Here is a 17,080-nt window from a genome sequence, read left to right as displayed (position 1 = left end):
GCGTTGAGCCCGCACGGCGTTGAGCCCGCACGGCGTTGAGCCCGCACGGCGTTGAGCCCGCACGGCGTTGAGCCCGCACGGCGTTGAGCCCGCACGGCGTTGAGCCCGCACGGCTCTCGGCGAAGCAGGTTCCGCGACCGGTTCGGCCGGCCACGGGGCGGTCGACCACGGGGCGGCGGATCCGCGGGCGGCCGGCCTGCTGAGCGATCGGCCACGGGACGGCCGGCCTGCTGAGCGACTGTGACCGACCCGGGGGTGCGGTCGAGGGGTTCGCGACCGCTGCTCGACAGCACGCCCGACGGACCTCCGCGTCGACGCCTGGCCGGTGGACGCGGGCCCGGCGGGTGGACGCGGGCCCGGCGGGTGGACGCGGGCCCGGCGGGTGGACGCGGGCCCGGCCGGTGGACGCGCGCCTGGGCGGTGGCACGCCGACCCGCCGGCAGAACCGGCGGGTGGTCGGACCGATGCCGCAGCGGCCACCGGGCGTGACGTCCGTCGATCCAGGCAGCCGGTCGCCGGAAAAGGTCCAACCGCGACAGCGCGTACGGGCAGCTCAACTCGCCCACCGCCGGGGAAAGGAGGTCGCCTACTGTCCAGTGAGGGCACTCTCATTCCGTGATCGAGTAGTGACGTGCCGAAGTCGCACAAAGGAGCTCTTGCGGGTACGTCCGTTCGGGGGCCGGAAAAGGCCGAGTGCTGCGTGACCCGCACATGAACCGGGTCGTTACGTCACGCGTAGTGCCGTGCGTGGATGTGGACGACCGCTCCGGGGTCGCCCGAACGGGGTCGGCCGTGGCGGGTGGACGGTTACCGACCGTTTCTACGATGTGCCGCGCGATTGCTGTGCGGCAGCATGGAGCGCGACTTCCCAAGGGGGCGGAGGTTCACACCGTGTCGGGACGGACCGAGCTGCCGAGTGGGCTGGTGACCTTCATGTTCACCGACATCGAAGGCTCGACGCGGCTGGCCAGGATGCTCGGCGACGGCTATCGCAGCGTGCTGAACGCGCATCGCGGCGTCATTCGGGATGCTCTGCGTAATCACGCTGGGATCGAACTTTTCACTGAGGGTGATTCGTTCTTCGTGGCATTCGCCGACGCTGCGGATGCCGTCGCGGCCTGCGTGGCGTCACAGCGTGCACTCGCCGATCACCCGTGGCCCAGCCCCGACGTGGCGCCGCGCGTACGGATGGGTCTCCACACCGGATGGGCCCAGCCGATCGGCGGGGAGTACACCAGCCACGAGGTTCACCGCGCCGCCCGGGTCTCCGCCGCAGCCCACGGCGGGCAGATCATCTGCTCCGAGGCGACGGCGCTGGCGGTGAGCGTGTGGTCCGTCGATCTGCTCCCGGGAGTTCCGGTCACCCACAACCGCGGGCACAACAGGCCGGACAACCCTGGAGCTTGGAAGCACGCCGGCAATACGAACCGCACCGCTGCGGGCTCGCTGATCAGATCATTCGCAGCGTCGGCTGACCGAGCGGCAGGAGCCACGACCGGAACAAGGGCGACCGCCGGCCCCGCCGGCCCCGGCGCAGCCGCCGGAGCGGCCACGACCGAGACGGCGTTCGGCAGGGCTGCGACGGAGACGGCGTTCGGCAGGGCCGCGACCGCAGCGGCTGCGACCGAGACGGTGTTCGGCAGAGCTGCGACCGAGACGGTGTTCGGCAGAGCCGCAACCGGAACGGCCGCAACCGAGCCAACCTTCGAAAAAGCCGTCGGCACAACGACGGCCGGCCTCACAATGGCCGGCACAGCGACGGCCGGTCCGGCGACCGCCGGAACAGCCGCGACCAGGGTGGCCTTCGGGACGGCATCGAGCGGACCCTCGTTCGGTACAGCGGCACGGGCCGTCGTCGATCTGGTCGATCTGGGCCAGCACCGGCTGCGCGGCTTCGACGACGCCGAGCGGCTTTTCCAGATCGTCGCGCCCGGCCTGCAGCGATCGTTCCCCGAGCCGCGGACGGAGAGCGCCCCCGTCCACAATCTTCCGGCCGCGTTGACGTCGTTCGTCGGGCGGCAGGCCGAGGTCGCCGAGCTGCGGGCGCTCGTCGGGGAGCACCGGCTCGTCACCGTGGCCGGGGCCGGTGGGGCGGGCAAGACGCGGGTCGCGCTGGTGGTCGCCGAGCAGGTGCTGCCGGCGTACGCCCAGGGGGTCTGGGTGGTTGATCTTGCCGAGGGGGTGCCGGAGGCCGCCTTGGCGGCCGCGATGGGGGTACGCAGGGAGCCCGGGCGCTTGCTTATCGAGTCCGTCGTCGAGCGCTGCCGCAACGGCCGAATCCTGCTGGTGCTGGACACCTGCGACGCGCGGCCCGACGAGGTACGGCATCTGGTGCGGCGGCTGCTCTCGGCGTGCCCGCGGCTGGACGTGCTGGCGACCTCGCGGGCGCCGCTCGGGGTGCCGGGGGAGCTGGTCTGGCGGTTGCCGCCGATGGTGCCGGCGGAGGCGTACGCGCTGCTCAGCGAGCGTTCGACCGCTGCCAGGGGTGGACGGCCGGCGCCGGCGGATGAGTTCGCCGATCTGGGGCGGGTGGCGTCGAAGCTGGACGGGCATCCGCTGGCGATCGAGCTCGCCGCCGACCGGTTGCGGCTGTTGTCCGCGGCGCAGCTGGCCGGGCGCCTCGACGACCCGATCTCGGCCCTCGACGCCGGCCGTGACGGCTGTGAGCCGTCGAAGCGCGCGGAGAACGACCGCGGGGAGTCCTTCCGGGACCGGCACACCAGCCTGACCCGGAACCTCGACTGCTCCTACCGAGCCCTCAGCGAGCGGGCCGCCGCCCTGCTCCGCCGCCTCGCCGTCTTCGCCGGCCCGGTCGAGCTCGCCACCGTCGAATGGTCCGGCGAGGACTCCTTCGGCGCCCTGTCGGAGCTGGCCGACCGGTCGCTGGTCGAGGTCGTGTCCGGGCCGCGGTACCGGTTGGGTGAGCAGGTACGGGCGTACGCGGCGCGCCGGCTCGCCGCGGCCGGCGAGGAGCGGGTGGCCCGGGATCGGCATGCCGCGTGGTCGTTGCACACGTTGGACGGTGTCGTCGTGGACACGGACGGGCAGCCGCGGACCGTGTCGTTGACGGAGCTGTCGCCGTACGTGAAGGAGTGGGAAGCCGCTCTGCGGTGGTCGGTCTCGGGCGGCGACGTGCGGGCCGGGTTGCGGCTCGCCGGTGCGCTGGACCCGTGGTGGCGCGAGCACGGCGGCGCGCGGGCCGGGCGGGACCTGCTCTATCGGCTGTACGGCCGGCTGGAGGGTGCGGACGTGGCGCCCGGGCAGCTGGCGTCCGCGTACCTGGTCCACGCCGGCCTGGCGGCCGATCGCGACGAGCGGGACCGCTTCCTGCAGCGGGCCGAGGTTGCCGCCCGGCAGGCGGAGGATCCGGTTCTCCTGGTACGGGCGCTCGCCGGGCACCGCGTCTCGCTCATCGAGGCGGGCCGGTACGACGACGCGGAACGGCTGTGTTGCGAGGTCATCCGGGCCGCCGACCGGACGGGTTTCCCGGCCGCCGCCCTGCCGTCGATCATCGCGCTCGCCGAGTTGCTGTGGCGGCGGGGCGCGCTCGACGAGGCGGCGGAGCTGCTCGGCGGGGCGCGCGTCATGGAGGCGACGCGGCCGGAGGACCGTGGCCGCCGTACCGTCGACTGGCTTCTCGGAATGGTGGCGTTGCGCCGCGGTGACCTGGTCGCCGCGCATGACCACCTGGTTGTCGCCTTGCGGTCGCGGCTGCGGCACGGGTTCCGGGGCGCCGCGGCGGACGCGGTCGCGGCCATCGCCGTGCGCTGCGCGATGGGCGGGGACCCGGTGACCGCCACCGTGTTGTTCGGCGGGGCGGAGTCGGTGCGGGGTGCGCGGCGGGCGACGCAGTTCGGCGTGTTCTGGGGGAACCAGCAGGCGGCCCTGCGGCAGATGATCGGCGACGCGGCGTTCGACGCGGCGTACGCGGACGGCGCGCAGATGGGCTTCACCAGCGCGGTCGCGACCGCGCTGGCCGTGGAGCACCCGGACCTGGAGCACGGCTCGGCCCGGTTCGCCCAGACGCTGGGCTGACCCCGCGCCGTGCGGCACGAGGTCAGCCCGGCACCGGGCTCAGCCGACGAGCGCGCGGGCCCGGTCGACGTCGGACGGGTTGACCGCCTCGAGCGAGCCGAAGATGCTGACCGCCTGGTAGTACGTCCAGGCCAGGCTGTAACAGGCCGGCTGGGTGACGGCGCTGTACGTCGCGCACTTGCGCTTCAGGTCGGCGTAGAACATGGAGTCCAGCCGGGCCTTGTTGGCGTCGAACGTGCCGAGGTCCTTGTAGTTGCGGTAGCCGAAGTCGTGGTGCCAGCACGACAGCTTGAAGTCGAAGCCGAGCGGGTTGTCCGGGCTCGACGAGCAGTAGTCGGTGGACCAGTCGAAGTTGTACGACGCCCACGGCTCGCGGTCGAGCCGGGCGGCGTTCCACGCGTTCGTGCTGGACGCGGTGGTCTGGGTCCAGCTGGACAGCACGGATGTCTTGCTCTCCGCGGCGAGGGCCGCGGCCGGGGGTACGAGCAGAGCCAGGGTCGAGATCAGGACGACGAGGAGACGGCGGGGGGACCGGTTCATCGAAACCTCCAGCAGTGGGGGCCACTGCCGGTAAGTCTTCGGCTCCATAGCGTCATCAAACAATACGGCCGTCTAACTTTGCTTAACGATGCTTTAACTTACTCGCGGGTATTCCGCGTCGGTGACGTCTGTGATGTCCTGAGAAGCGCTGTGGGGAGCGGCCGCTATGGTGTGAACGTGCAGGCGGACGTCAGGTGATCCATCTCCCGCTGGTCCGCCAGGGCCCGTTGCGCGCCCTGGCCGTCCGGCTCGTGGCGGCGATCGTGCTCGTCCTGCTCACGGTGCTGGTGATCTACCTCGACCGGGACGGCTACCGCGACGTCAACGAGGACGGCCTGACGCTGCTCGACTGCTTCTACTACGCGGTCGTGTCGCTCTCGACCACCGGCTACGGCGACATCACCCCGGTGACCTCCCACGCCCGCCTAGTTAACATCGTGTTCATCACCCCGGCGCGGGTGCTCTTCCTGATCATCCTGGTCGGCACGACCCTCGAGGTGCTGACCGACCAGTACCGGAACAGCCTGCGGGTGAACCGGTGGAGGCGAAAGTTGAAGGACCACATCATCGTCTGCGGCTACGGCACCAAGGGCCGCGCCGCGATCAGCGCCCTGCTCGAGACCGGGTACGACAAGTCCCGCATCGTCATCGTGGAGAGCCGGGAGGTCGCGCTGCGGCAGGCCGCCGCGAACGGACTGGTCGCCATCGAAGGCAACGCCACCCGCTCCACGGTGCTGATGCAGGCGGACGTCAAGAACTGCAAGGCGGTCATCATCGCGACGGACACGGACGAGGCCTCCGTGCTGATCTCGCTGACCGTACGGCAGCTGACCGCCGGCCAGGTCCGCATCATCGCCGCCGTCCGCGAACAGGAGAACGCGGCGCTGCTCAAGCAGAGCGGCGCCCACCACGTGATCGTCTCGTCGTCCACCGCGGGCCGGCTGCTCGGCCTGACCACGACCACGCCGCCGCTGATCGACGTGGTGGAGGACCTGCTCACCCCGGGCCAGGGCATGGCGCTGGCGATGCGCTCGGCCGAGCGGGCCGAGGTGGGTCAGAACCCCCGCGAGCTCCAGACGCTGGTGGTCGCGCTGATCCGGCGCGGCAAGGTGGTGCCGCTGGGCGGGGAGCAGGCGGAGACCATCGAGACCGGCGACATGCTCATCTACATCCGCGACGAGGAGAAGAGCATCCCGGCGACCGTCTGACGGCCGTCCGGGCGGACGGCCGTCGTCGCGGCTAGAGGATGGTCCAGGTGTCGCCGGCGTTGAGCAGGTCGCCCAGCATCTCTTCCTTGGTGCCCGTCGCCGTGGCCTGCGCGTCCTGGAGCTGCTTCTGCACCAGGTTGTCGTAGGTGGGGCGCTTGACGTTGCGGAAGACGCCGATCGGGGTCGTGTTCAGATCCGAGCCCGACAGGCGGGACAGCGCGAACGCGTACGCCGGGTCGTCGACCGTCGCGTCGTGCACGAGCGGCGTGCCGCCCTCCTGCACCTGCAGGCCGAAGCTGCCCTCGGGGTGCACGACCGAGTAGCGGTTGTCGCCGCCGAAGGTGATCGGCTGGTCCTGCTCGAGGCGGATCAGGTGCTCGTCGCGAGTGCCCGGGTCCTTGATGAGCTCGAACGCGCCGTCGTTGAAGATGTTGCAGTTCTGGTAGATCTCCACGAACGCCGAGCCCTCGTGCTCGGCCGCCGCGCGGAGCACCGACTGCAGGTGCTTGCGGTCCGAGTCGATCGTGCGGGCCACGAACGTCGCCTCCGCGCCCAGCGCCAGGGACAGCGGGTTGAACGGGGCGTCGTTGGAGCCCACCGGCGTCGACTTGGTGATCTTGCCGAGCTCGGACGTCGGCGAGTACTGGCCCTTGGTCAGCCCGTAGATCCGGTTGTTGAACAGCAGGATCTTCAGGTTGACGTTGCGGCGCAACGCGTGGATCAGGTGGTTGCCGCCGATCGACAGCGCGTCACCGTCACCGGTCACCACCCACACCGACAGGTCCGGGCGTGAGGCGGACAGCCCGGTCGCGATCGCCGGGGCGCGGCCGTGGATCGAGTGCATGCCGTACGTGTTCATGTAGTACGGGAAGCGCGACGAGCACCCGATGCCGGAGACGAAGACGATGTTCTCCCGCGGGATGCCGAGCTCCGGCATGAAGCCCTGCACGGCGGCCAGGATCGCGTAGTCACCGCAGCCCGGGCACCAGCGGACCTCCTGGTCGGACTTGAAGTCCTTCGCGGTGAGCTTCAGCTCCACGGTGGGGTTAGCCATTCTTGACCACGTCCTCGAGCATGTTCTCCAGCGCCGCGGCCGTGAACGGCAGGCCGCTGACCTGGTTGAAGGGGACCGCGTCGACCAGGTAGCGGGCCCGGACGACGTGGGCCAGCTGGCCCAGGTTCATCTCCGGGATCACGACCTTGTCGTACGCCTTCAGCACCTCGCCGAGATTCGCCGGCAGCGGCGCCAGGTGCCGCAGGTGCGCCTGAGCCACCGGCAGGCCGCGCTGACGCAGGGCCCGGCACGCGGCGCCGATCGGCCCGTACGTGGAACCCCAGCCCAGCACCAGCACGCGGGCGTTCTCGTCCGGGTCCTCGACCTCGACGTCGGGGACGGGGATGTTCTCGATCCGCGCCGCGCGGGTGCGGACCATGAAGTCGTGGTTGGCCGGATCGTAGGAGATGTCACCGGTCTTGTCGGCCTTCTCCAGGCCGCCGATGCGGTGCTCCAGGCCCGGCGTGCCGGGGATCGCCCACGGCCGGGCCATGGTCTCCGGATCCCTCAGGTACGGCAGGAAGCGCCCGTCCTCGGTGTTCGGCTCGGTGGCGAACGGCACCTGCAGGTCCGGCAGCTCGGAGACCTCGGGCAGCAGCCACGGCTCGGAGCCGTTGGCCACGTAGTTGTCCGAGAGCAGGATCACCGGCGTGCGGTAGGTCAGCGCGATCCGCGCCGCCTCGATGGCCGCGTGGAAGCAGTCCGACGGCGACTTCGGCGCGATCACCGCGAGCGGCGCCTCGCCGTGGCGGCCGTACAGCGCCATGTTGAGGTCGGCCTGCTCGGTCTTGGTCGGCATGCCCGTCGACGGCCCGGCGCGCTGCACGTCGACGATGACCAGCGGCAGCTCCAGCGCGATGGCCAGCGAGATCGTCTCGCCCTTGAGCGCCACGCCGGGGCCCGAGGTCGTGGTGACGCCGAGCGCGCCGCCGTACGAGGCGCCGAGGGCCGCGCCGACCGCGGCGATCTCGTCCTCGGCCTGCATGGTGGTGATGCCGAACTTCTTGTGCTTGCTCAGCTCGTGCAGGATGTCCGACGCCGGGGTGATCGGGTACGCACCCAGGAACACCGGCAGCTTCGCGCGCACGCCGGCCGCCACCAGGCCCAGCGCGAGCGCCGCGTTGCCGGTGATGTTGCGGTAGGTGCCCGGCAGCATCTTGGCCGGCTTCACCTCGTAGCGCACCGAGAAGGACTCGGTGGTCTCGCCGTAGTTCCAGCCCGCCTGGAAGGCCGTCTTGTTCGCGGCGACCAGCTCGGGGCGCTTGGCGAACTTGCGCTCGAGGAACCGCAGCGTCGACGCGTACGGCCGCGAATACATCCAGCTCAGCAGGCCGAGGGCGAACATGTTCTTGGCCCGCTCGGCGTCCTTCTTCGACAGGCCCGAGTCGGCCAGTGCCGCCACCGTCATCGATGTCAGCGCCACCGGGTGCACCGACCACTCGGACAGCGAACCGTCCTCGAGCGGGCTCACCGCGTACCCCACCTTGGCGAGGTTGCGCTTGGTGAACTCGTCGGTGTTGACGATGATGTCCGCGCCGGCCGGCAGGTCGGCGAGGTTGGCCTTCAGCGCGGCCGGGTTCATCGCCACGAGCACGTTCGGCGCGTCGCCCGGCGTGAGGATGTCGTAGTCGGCGAAGTGCACCTGGAAGCTCGACACGCCCGGCAGGGTGCCTGCCGGCGCGCGGATCTCCGCGGGGAAGTTGGGTAGCGTCGAGATGTCGTTGCCGAGCTGAGCGGTCTCCGACGTGAACCGGTCACCGGTGAGCTGCATACCATCACCGGAGTCGCCGGCGAACCGGATGACCACGCGATCGAGCTGCTCGACACGCTTCGCGGGAGCGGCCACGTTCCAACCTCCTGAGGGTGCCGGCCTGCGCGGGTACGCACGTCGATGAGCCGGCCCGCATTCGTCATTTCCAGCCTACGTCGCCGCCCCTTACCAGTGGTTGCCGCAGACTGTCCGATCGAACACATTAGCCAGGCAAGCCTTCCCTCAGCCAATCGAGTCCACCTGGTGACTCGCTAGACTCCGCGCGTGGACGGGTATCTGGGTACGTACGCGACGCTGGGGCTCGTGCTGGCGGCCGGCGTGCTCGTCTTCGTCGGCGCGTTCGGGGCGAACCGGCTGCTCAGGCCCGCCAACCCGGCCGAGCCCGCCGGCAAGCGCATCGCGTACGAGAGCGGCATCGACCCGGTCGGCGGCGACTGGGCCCAGGCACAGATCCGCTATTACGTGTACGCGTACCTCTATGTGCTCTTCGCCGTCGAGGCGGTCTTCCTCTTCCCCTGGGCGGTCGTCTTCGACCGCCCGGGCTTCGGCGCGGTGACCGTCGCGGAGATGGGCATCTTCGTCGCGGTGCTCGCGCTCGGCATCCTGTACGCGTGGCGCAAGAAGATCCTCACCTGGACGTGACCCCCTCGGGGGGTGGCGGGCTCGCCACGCCGCACCGCTCGTGCCACGATCGTGCCCATGGGTCAGCTTCTCCTCTTCGTCGTCGTGGCGCTCGTGGTCGCGGCCATCGTCTTCGGCGTGACCGTCATGATGAGCGGCGGGGACCCCGGTCTGACGCCGGTCGAGCCCGACGGCAAGGCGTTGCCGCTGCCCAGTGACCGGCCGCTGGCGGAGGACGACGTGGTGCGGACCCGCTTCGACATGGCGTTCCGCGGCTACCGGATGGCCCAGGTCGACCAGGCGCTGCAGCGGGCGGCGTACGACATCGGCTACAAGACCGAGCTGATCGGCGTGCTGGAGGCAGAGGTCACGGCGCTGCGCGAGGGCCGTACGGCCGACGCCGACGTGCTGCGCCGCGCGCGGGAAGCCGCGGTGGCCCCGCCCCCGGCCGCCTCGCCGCCCGCCGGCCCGGCGCCCGACGTCATCTCGTCGCACCCGGAGCCCGACCCGGCGCCCGAGGCATCGGCTGACGCCCCTGCTGCGTCGCCGGCGGGATCGACTGCTGCGTCATCGTCCGGCCCGGCCGCGTCGGCGGGCTCCGCAGCATCGGCGGACTCGACGGTGGCGTCGGCGGGCTCGGCACCGGCCGGTTCGGCACCGGCCGGCTCGGCCGCTGCTTCACCCGCCGCTTCGCCGGCTGCGTCGTCGGTGGAGGCCGCCGAGGCCGTGGCGGAGGAGAAGGCGGCCGACCGCCGATGAGCGAGACGGAGCGGGTCGGCGGTCTCGGCGACGCCGCGCGACCGGGCACGGGCGAGGTCACCGCCACGGTCATCGTCGACGCCCCGGCGCCGCGGGTCTTCGCCGCGTTCCTGAACTGGGAGAAACAGAGCGAGTGGATCCCCTTCACCAAGGTGCGCGTGGTGGAGGGTGACGGCGGCGAGGGCAGCCTGATCGAGGCGATCACGGCGATCGGCCCGGCCGCGCTCCGTGACGAGCTGCGCGTGGTCCGCGTGGACGCGCCGTACGAGCTGCGCGTCGTGCACTGCGGCACGGTGCTGCGCGGCCCGGGGTCGATGCGCTGCACGGCCATGGGCGGCGACCGTACGCAGGTGGTCATGCACGAGTGGTTCCACCTGCCCGGCGGCCCGGCGGGGAAGCTGGCGTGGCCGGTGCTGTGGCCCGGCTCCAAGCTCGGCTTCAAGGGCGCGCTGAAGAAGTTCGGGCGGCTGGTCGAGGAGGGCAAGCTGCCCTGAGGCTTTTTGTCGGTGGCTGCTCCTAGGGTGTCGCCATGACGGATGACATCTCGCCGTTCGGCGCACCCACGCCCGGCCTCGCCCCGGAGGACGCCCTGAGCCGGGGCCTGGTGATCGGCGAGGACGGCCGCGCCCGCTGCTTCTGGGGCGGCAGCACCCCCGATTACGTGGCATACCACGACACGGAGTGGGGACGTCCGCTGCGCGGCGACGACGCCCTCTTCGAGCGCATGTGCCTCGAGGCGTTCCAGTCGGGCCTGTCCTGGATCACCATCCTGCGCAAACGCCCCGCGTTCCGGCAGGCTTTCGCGGGCTTCTCCATCGAGGCGGTCGCGGCGTTCGACGACAAGGACGCCGACCGGCTCATGACCGACCAGGGCATCGTCCGCAACCGCATGAAGGTCGACGCCGCCCTGCACAACGCCCGCGTCGCGGCCGGCCTGCCCACCGGCCTCTCCGACCTGCTCTGGTCGTACGCGCCGGCGCCCCGGCCCCGGCCCGCCACGAGGCAGGACGTGCCGGCCACGACGCCGGAGTCCAAGACGATGGCGAAGGACCTGAAGAAACGCGGCTTCAAGTTCGTCGGCCCGACCACCGCTTACGCGCTCATGCAGGCGACAGGCATGGTGGACGACCACGTGGCGGGCTGCCACGTTCCGCCCGCGACCCCCTGACGGACCGCAGTGCCCCTCCCGCGGCTCACCCGGCCCCGCCGTGTCGCCCTCGGCGACCTGCCGGGATGCCGCGTCCGCCCTCCCGCAGGGTGACGTGACGCCCGCCGCCGCTCTCACCCAGCGGCCGGGCTCCGGGGCCAGCGTGATGTCATAGGCGCATGGCTCAATGGGCGGTGGTCATTCCTGCGGACCGGTGGGCGACCGAGCGGTTGTTCCACCACGACACCCTGACGGTGGCCGGCTCGGCCGGCGTCGCACCCGCGGCGGGTGACGAGGTGTTGCTGGTGACGGAGGAGGACACTCCGCACCTGGTCGCGCTCGGTGTCGTGGCGGAGCAGGAGTCGCGGCGGCGGGGGGCGCACGGGGTGCCCGAGGTCGAGGTGGCGTACACGCGGCGGTCGTTCGACGCGCCCGTGGCGGTCGAGGAGCTCACGCTCGACGCGCCCGTCGTGGCCGTGGACGCCGACGTGTTCCGCGGGCTCGCCGCCAAGCTGGGCGGCGACCGCGACAAGCAGACGTGGCTGGTCAGCCTGGACCTGCCGATCGAGGCGGCCACCCCGGCCGAGGCCGTACGCCAGTTCTGGTCGTACGTGGTGGAGCTGGGACCGGCGGAGCTGCCCACCTTCGTCTCGCCTTCCGGGGACGAGCTGGCGATGCAGGCGTTCGTGCTGGGCGAGGAAGCCAACCAGGACCCGGAAGAGGACGAGGACGACTGACCGGCCGCCGGCGACGTACGGGCCCCGGAGCACCGCTCCGAGGCCCGTTGTCGTCTGCCGGGGATCAGCCGCCCAGGCTCGAGGCCGCGGAGGCGATGGCGGAGGAGAAGTAGCTCACCTGGGTGTAGACGCCGGGCTTGTTCGGCCGGGCGCACCCGTCGCCCCAGCTCACGATGCCGACCTGGATCCAGGCGTTGGCGGCGTCGCGGCGGAACATGGGGCCGCCGGAGTCGCCCTGGCAGGTGTCCACGCCGCCCTGCGTGTAGCCGGCGCAGATCTCGTCGGTGGGGATGATCTGGCCCGCGTACATGCTGCTGGAGTTGCAGGTCGAGTCGCTGACGAACGGGACCGTCGCCGTCATCAGGTAGCGCTGCTGAGCGCCGCCCTCACGGGTCGCACCCCAGCCGGCGACCGTGAACGTGCCCGTGTCGTAGGTCGTCGTCGTCGCGATGGGCAGGGTGGCCAGGCCGGTGACCGGGCTGGAGAGGCGGATCAGCGCCCAGTCCTTGCCGTTGCCGTTGTAGCCGGGCGCCCGGTACACGTAGTTGGACCTACGGGTGATCTTGCTGCTCGAGTTGAGGTCCACGACGCCGAGCGTCGCGGTGATCGACGTGTTGGTGCCCGTGCGGCCGACGCAGTGCGCCGCGGTCAGCACCAGCGTGGGGCTGTACAGCGCGCCGCCGCAGCCCATCGAGAGGCGCACCATGAACGGGAAATCGCCCTGGGCGGCCCGGCTGCCGCCGACCACCTTCTGCGGACCGTCGTCGGCAGCCGCCGCGGGCGACGTCTGCATCACGGTGCCCATCGCGGCCACCGTGAGTGCGGCCGCGAGCCCGCCCATCATCCTGCGCCACCTTGCCATCCGGACCTCCCCAACCAAACCGGTCCGGGACCGGCCGGTGGCCGGCCCCGAAGGTGAGCGAAGGGGCGCCCGGTGGGGCGCTCCTTCACGATTGGGCAGAGCCTATGCATCCATCGACATATATGTCGCTATCCCGAAACACTCATACCGTCAGCGCGAGAACGGTCGAATCAGGGAGGTGGCGGGCGGTTCAGCGGCCCTCGAACACCGGCTTCTGCTTGCCGACGAAGGACGTCACCGCGTTCTTGTGGTCGCTGGTCGCCCCGCAGATCGCCTGCGCCTGGGCCTCCGCCGCGAGCGCGTCCGAGAGCGAGCCCGCCGTGCCGATGGAGAGCTCGCGCTTGATCGCCGCGTACGCCACTGTCGGGCCGGCGGCGAGGCGGGCGGCGAACTCCTGGGCGGTCGGCAGAACCTGCTCGTCGTCCTCGAGCAGCTGGGTGAGCAGGCCGTACTCGTAGCACTGCTGGGCTCGGACCGGCTCGGCAAGCAGGAGCAGCTCCAAGGCGCGGGCGCGGCCGACGATGTGCGGCAGCGACCAGGACACGCCCGAGTCGCCGGCGAGGCCGACGTTGGCGAAGGCCATGAGGAACGTCGTCTTCGGGCCGCCGATACGGAAGTCGGCGAGCAGCGCGAGCGAAGCGCCCGCGCCGGCCGCGGTGCCCCGTACGGCCGCGACCACCGGCTTGGGCAGGCTCGCCAGCCGCTGCGCGATCGGGTTGTAGTGGGCCCGGACCGTGTCCAGGTCGGTCGAGCCGCGCTCGAGGATGCCCGCGTGCTCGCGCAGGTCCTGACCGACACAGAACGCCTTGCCCGCCCCGGCGAGCACCACGGCTCGCACCGAACGGTCCCCCTCGATCTCGGCGAGCGTGTCCCGCAGCGCCTCCTTGAGATCCACGTCGAGGGCGTTCATGGCGTCGGGGCGGTTGAGGGTGAGGGTGACGACCGCATCGGTGCGATCGACGAGCAGCGAGTCAGTCATGCGTCAGAGAATCCCACACGGCCATTGCGGGAGGCGGATGCGAGGCAGCGCTCCACGAAGCGGTCTGCCGCGGGGCGCAACCGGGCCGCGTGCTTGTCGAAGAAGGAGGCCGCCCCGATCCCGGGCCAGCGGGGCGGCAGCAGCGACGCCGGCAGCTGCGGGTCGCGGAAGAGGAACGTGCGCCACGCGTGGACGAGGTGGAAGCGGGCGGCGTACGCGTCCTCGTCCGAGCTGCGCGCGGTGATCGCGGTGACGGCCGGGCGCTGGGCGGCCACGAACTCCTCGTACGCCGTCCCGATCTCCTCGAGGTTCCACGCCCGTCCCACCACGTGGGCCGCCCCGGGGGAGCCGGCGGCGTGGGCGGCGCTGAACCGCTCGTACGCGACCCCGGCCCCGGCCAGCACCGCGTCGATCTCGTCCGCGGCCCGGGGCGCGACCCAGGAGCGGTCGTCGAGCATGCCGTACCCGAGGAACGCCAGGCGCTGGGCGTCGCGGCGCGCGAGCGGCGCGCTCAGCAGGACCAGGTCGAAGCGGCCGTCCCAGCCGGACCGGCCGGTCCGGTAGATCCGCGCGGACGCCTCGTCGAGCCTCCGGGCGGCCTTCGGGGTCAGTAGATAGCCTGGTCCGGAGCCCAATCGCAGGGGATGCAGCCAACCTTGCCGCACCATGCGGGAGACGGCGGTCCGCACCGCGGGAGCGGCTATGCCGAGTGGTGCGAGCAGTTTGACGAGGGCTGCGACCGGCGCCCGGCCGCCGCGGGGGCGCAGGTAGTCGCCGTAGAGGTCGAAGAGTGCCGACCGCGCCTGCATGACCGCACATTGTGACAGCCCGAAAGACGATATGCTAGACGCTGTCACATCAGCCCGGGCTGGGTTTGGGTTCGCCGGTGTTCATCAGGGAAAATGTTTGATCGGCACGGTGGGCCCCGTCGCGTGACCTTGTGGCGAGGCCCGCAACGCTGCGGTCTCGGGTCGGTCCAGCGGGCGCGATCCCGGCGGTCGGCAACGAGTACGGCGCACTGTGGGGCTGAGCACAGGGCGTGATGAATTGGCTGTGGGGCAACCCACCGTCCCTGATGTAGGTCTGAGGGGAGACAAGATGGCGGCGATGAAGCCGCGGACGGGCGATGGTCCGCTGGAGGTCACCAAGGAAGGGCGCGGCATCGTCATGCGCGTCCCGCTGGAAGGTGGTGGCCGTCTCGTCGTTGAGATGACTCCGGACGAGGCCAACGCGCTGGGTGACGCGTTGAAGGCGATCGCCGGCTGACGTTTCACGTGGCCCGCCGGTACGGTACCGCCGTACCGGCGGGCTTTCCATGTCTTCGCGAAAGGGTCATCCTTCGGTGTTCGCGATTCGCCTGGTCACCACGCCGCAGCCCGGAACCTGCGTGCTCGCCGCGGACGCGTCCGGCGTTCTGGCGGGCGGGGACGACGAGACCGCCGAGCTGCACCGCACGGCCGAGGACCCGGGACGCGCGGGCGCCGCGCAGGTGATGCCGCGTCCCCTGCGTACCCCGGCGAAGGTGGTGATCGCCGGGGTCGGCGCCGGCGACGAAGCCGGGTGGCGCGCGGCCGGTTGCGCCGCGATCCGTTCCGTGCCGGCCGGCGAGGCGCTGCACGTCGTGCTGCCCGAGGGAGTCGCGCCTGAGGCGGTGCGCGGCCTGGCGGAAGGCATCTGGTTCGCGGCCTACCGGTTCCGCGATGCCGTCGACAGCCCCCGGTCCGTCGAGGTCACGCTGCAGACCTCAACCCCTGACGCGTACGCCGGGAGCCTGGCGACCGCCCGGGTGACCGCCGCGGCGACCTGGCTCGCGCGCGACCTGACCAACATGCCGTCCTCGGTCAAGAACCCGGCCTGGTTCGCCGGACAGATCGTGGGCGAGGCGGCGACACGCCCGGGACTCACCGTGACCGTGCGCGAGCCGGAGCAGCTGCGGGCCGAGGGCTTCGGTGGCCTGCTGGCCGTCGGCGGTGGCTCCGCGACCCCGCCCCGGCTGGTGGAGCTCTCCTGGCAGCCCGAGGGCGCGACCCGGCACGTCGTCCTGGTCGGCAAGGGCATCACGTTCGACACCGGCGGCCTCTCGATCAAGAACCGCGACGGCATGAAGCTCATGAAGAAGGACATGGGTGGTGCGGCGGCCGTCGTCGCCGCCACGCTGGCGGCGGCGGACCTGGGTCTTCCCGTACGCGTCACCGCGCTCGTGCCGCTCGCGGAGAACGCGGTGAGCGGCTCGGCGTACCGGCCGGGTGACGTGATCACCCAGTGGGACGGCAGCACGACCGAGACCACCAACTCCGACGCGGAGGGCCGGCTCGTCCTCGCCGACGCCCTCGGGTACGCCGTCGCCCGGCTGAGCCCCGACGTGGTGCTCGACCTGGCCACGCTGACCGGCGCCAACTCGGTCGCTCTCGGCAAGCGCACCGCGGCGCTCTACAGCCACGACGACGACCTCGCCGCCGCCCTGGAGTCCGCCGGGCGGGCCGCGGGAGAGCGGATGTGGCGGCTGCCGCTGCCGGACGACTACGTGGAATACCTGCACAGCGACATCGCCGACCGGCACAGTTCACCCACGCGCGGTGCCGGCTCGGTGGTGGCTGCCCTGTTCCTGCGCGAGTTCCTCGGCGACAAGGTCGGCAGCTGGGCGCATCTCGACATGTCGGCACCCAGCTGGGCCGAGAAGCACGAGGACGACCTCACGCAGGGCGCCACCGGCTGGGGCGTCCGTACGCTGCTGCGCTACCTCACCGCTTGACGGCGGCGAGGACGCCGGCGCCCGCCGGGATCAGGGCCGGGATCCACTCCTCGGACTCCCGGACCGCCTTCACGGTCTCGCGGATCGTGATCGTGTCGGCGTCGCGGGCCGACGGGTCGCTGATCCGGCCACCGGCCAGCGCGCCGTTCACCACCAGGACGCCGCCCGGGCGCAGCAGCCGCAGCGCCGCCTCGGCGCACGCCCCGAACTCGGTGGCGTCCGCGTCGACGAAGACCAGGTCGTAGACGCCGTCGGCGAGCCGGGGCAGGACGTCGAGGGCCCGGCCGGTGATGATGCGAGTGCGGGAAGCCGCGAAGCCGGCCTCCTGGAAGATGCGGCGGGCGATGCGCTGATGCTCGTTCTCGACGTCGATCGTGGTGAGCACGCCGTCGGGCCGCATGCCGCGCAGCAGCCAGACGCCGCTGACCCCCGTACCCGTGCCGATCTCGACGACCGCCTTGGCGCTGCCCGCGGCAGCCAGCAGGCTGAGCACGGACCCCGCGCCCGGGGTCACGCAGGAGAGCCCCACCTCACGGGCGAGGCTGCGGGCGGTCTGCAGCACGATGTCCTCGGCGGCGTACGCCTCCGCGAACTGCATCGACTGCGCGCTGGGAG

General features: G+C 71.7%; 16 protein-coding genes and 1 pseudogene. 10 read left to right on the top strand and 7 right to left on the bottom strand.

Annotation, left to right across the window (positions count from 1 at the left end; translation table 11 throughout):
• Positions 1 to 891 precede the first annotated feature (891 nt).
• Both AB0K03_RS30185 and AB0K03_RS30180 read left to right on the top strand, forming a co-directional pair.
• A pseudogene (locus tag AB0K03_RS30185) lies at positions 892 to 1,311 on the top strand (adenylate/guanylate cyclase domain-containing protein); the annotation flags it as partial.
• Between the two features lie 486 nt (positions 1,312 to 1,797).
• The gene (locus AB0K03_RS30180) at positions 1,798 to 4,035 is read left to right on the top strand and encodes an adenylate/guanylate cyclase domain-containing protein (RefSeq protein WP_364691717.1); all 2,238 of its coding nucleotides are present in this window, start codon (positions 1,798 to 1,800) and stop codon (positions 4,033 to 4,035) included.
• Between the two features lie 39 nt (positions 4,036 to 4,074).
• On the opposite strand, the gene AB0K03_RS30175 is transcribed toward AB0K03_RS30180, so the two are convergent.
• Positions 4,075 to 4,575, bottom strand: a complete 501-nt coding sequence (locus tag AB0K03_RS30175; RefSeq protein WP_364691610.1) for a phospholipase — start codon at positions 4,573 to 4,575, stop codon at positions 4,075 to 4,077.
• Between the two features lie 194 nt (positions 4,576 to 4,769).
• Between AB0K03_RS30175 and AB0K03_RS30170 the strand changes: the two genes are divergently transcribed.
• A complete protein-coding gene (locus AB0K03_RS30170; protein WP_364691607.1) occupies positions 4,770 to 5,783 on the top strand; it encodes a potassium channel family protein in 1,014 nt (337 codons plus the stop codon).
• A gap of 31 nt (positions 5,784 to 5,814) precedes the next feature.
• On the opposite strand, the gene AB0K03_RS30165 is transcribed toward AB0K03_RS30170, so the two are convergent.
• Together AB0K03_RS30165 and AB0K03_RS30160 are read right to left on the bottom strand one after the other, a co-directional pair.
• Entirely contained in the window at positions 5,815 to 6,837 is a 1,023-nt protein-coding gene (locus AB0K03_RS30165; RefSeq protein WP_364691605.1) for a 2-oxoacid:ferredoxin oxidoreductase subunit beta, read from the bottom strand.
• Entirely contained in the window at positions 6,830 to 8,608 is a 1,779-nt protein-coding gene (locus tag AB0K03_RS30160; RefSeq protein ID WP_364691715.1) for a 2-oxoacid:acceptor oxidoreductase subunit alpha, read from the bottom strand. The genes AB0K03_RS30165 and AB0K03_RS30160 overlap by 8 nt, the downstream gene beginning before the upstream one ends.
• Positions 8,609 to 8,872: 264 nt before the next feature.
• On the opposite strand from AB0K03_RS30160, the gene ndhC reads away from it, so the two are divergent.
• The 5 genes from ndhC (at position 8,873) to AB0K03_RS30135 (ending at position 11,872) form a co-directional block, all read left to right on the top strand.
• Complete coding sequence (gene ndhC, locus AB0K03_RS30155; RefSeq protein ID WP_364691602.1) at positions 8,873 to 9,250, top strand: NADH-quinone oxidoreductase subunit A; 378 nt, start codon at positions 8,873 to 8,875, stop codon at positions 9,248 to 9,250.
• 57 nt (positions 9,251 to 9,307) lie between these two features.
• A complete protein-coding gene (locus AB0K03_RS30150) occupies positions 9,308 to 9,988 on the top strand; it encodes a DivIVA domain-containing protein (protein ID WP_364691599.1) in 681 nt (226 codons plus the stop codon).
• Complete coding sequence (locus AB0K03_RS30145) at positions 9,985 to 10,482, top strand: SRPBCC family protein (protein WP_364691596.1); 498 nt, start codon at positions 9,985 to 9,987, stop codon at positions 10,480 to 10,482. Before AB0K03_RS30150 ends, AB0K03_RS30145 begins: the two co-directional genes overlap by 4 nt.
• A 110-nt stretch (positions 10,483 to 10,592) precedes the next feature.
• On the top strand, positions 10,593 to 11,156 hold the full coding sequence (locus AB0K03_RS30140; RefSeq protein ID WP_364691712.1) for a DNA-3-methyladenine glycosylase I: 564 nt from the start codon (positions 10,593 to 10,595) through the stop codon (positions 11,154 to 11,156).
• A 158-nt stretch (positions 11,157 to 11,314) separates the two neighbouring features.
• Positions 11,315 to 11,872, top strand: a complete 558-nt coding sequence (locus AB0K03_RS30135) for a hypothetical protein (RefSeq protein WP_364691593.1) — start codon at positions 11,315 to 11,317, stop codon at positions 11,870 to 11,872.
• Between the two features lie 64 nt (positions 11,873 to 11,936).
• On the opposite strand, the gene AB0K03_RS30130 is transcribed toward AB0K03_RS30135, so the two are convergent.
• From AB0K03_RS30130 to AB0K03_RS30120, 3 genes are all read right to left on the bottom strand, one after another.
• The gene (locus tag AB0K03_RS30130) at positions 11,937 to 12,734 is read right to left on the bottom strand and encodes a serine protease (RefSeq protein WP_364691590.1); all 798 of its coding nucleotides are present in this window, start codon (positions 12,732 to 12,734) and stop codon (positions 11,937 to 11,939) included.
• A gap of 190 nt (positions 12,735 to 12,924) precedes the next feature.
• Positions 12,925 to 13,713, bottom strand: a complete 789-nt coding sequence (locus AB0K03_RS30125; RefSeq protein WP_364691587.1) for an enoyl-CoA hydratase-related protein — start codon at positions 13,711 to 13,713, stop codon at positions 12,925 to 12,927.
• A complete protein-coding gene (locus AB0K03_RS30120; protein WP_364691584.1) occupies positions 13,710 to 14,522 on the bottom strand; it encodes a PaaX family transcriptional regulator C-terminal domain-containing protein in 813 nt (270 codons plus the stop codon). The genes AB0K03_RS30125 and AB0K03_RS30120 overlap by 4 nt, the downstream gene beginning before the upstream one ends.
• A gap of 289 nt (positions 14,523 to 14,811) precedes the next feature.
• On the opposite strand from AB0K03_RS30120, the gene AB0K03_RS30115 reads away from it, so the two are divergent.
• Positions 14,812 to 14,979, top strand: a complete 168-nt coding sequence (locus AB0K03_RS30115) for a DUF3117 domain-containing protein (RefSeq protein ID WP_015625691.1) — start codon at positions 14,812 to 14,814, stop codon at positions 14,977 to 14,979.
• A gap of 76 nt (positions 14,980 to 15,055) precedes the next feature.
• Positions 15,056 to 16,465, top strand: coding sequence for a leucyl aminopeptidase family protein (locus AB0K03_RS30110; RefSeq protein ID WP_364691582.1), 1,410 nt, complete (start codon positions 15,056 to 15,058; stop codon positions 16,463 to 16,465).
• Here AB0K03_RS30110 and AB0K03_RS30105 read toward each other — a convergent pair.
• Positions 16,455 to 17,063 carry an O-methyltransferase gene (locus AB0K03_RS30105; protein ID WP_364691709.1) on the bottom strand — a complete coding sequence of 203 codons (609 nt, stop codon included), beginning with the start codon at positions 17,061 to 17,063 and terminating at the stop codon, positions 16,455 to 16,457. The two genes, AB0K03_RS30110 and AB0K03_RS30105, sit on opposite strands and share 11 nt — an antisense overlap.
• Positions 17,064 to 17,080 lie beyond the last annotated feature (17 nt).

This window comes from Actinoplanes sp. NPDC049316 (assembly GCF_040677315.1).
In the GTDB taxonomy this organism is placed as follows: domain Bacteria; phylum Actinomycetota; class Actinomycetes; order Mycobacteriales; family Micromonosporaceae; genus Actinoplanes.
The sequence above is the reverse complement of the archived record's forward strand: the minus strand, read 5'-3'. Positions and strand labels throughout refer to the sequence as shown.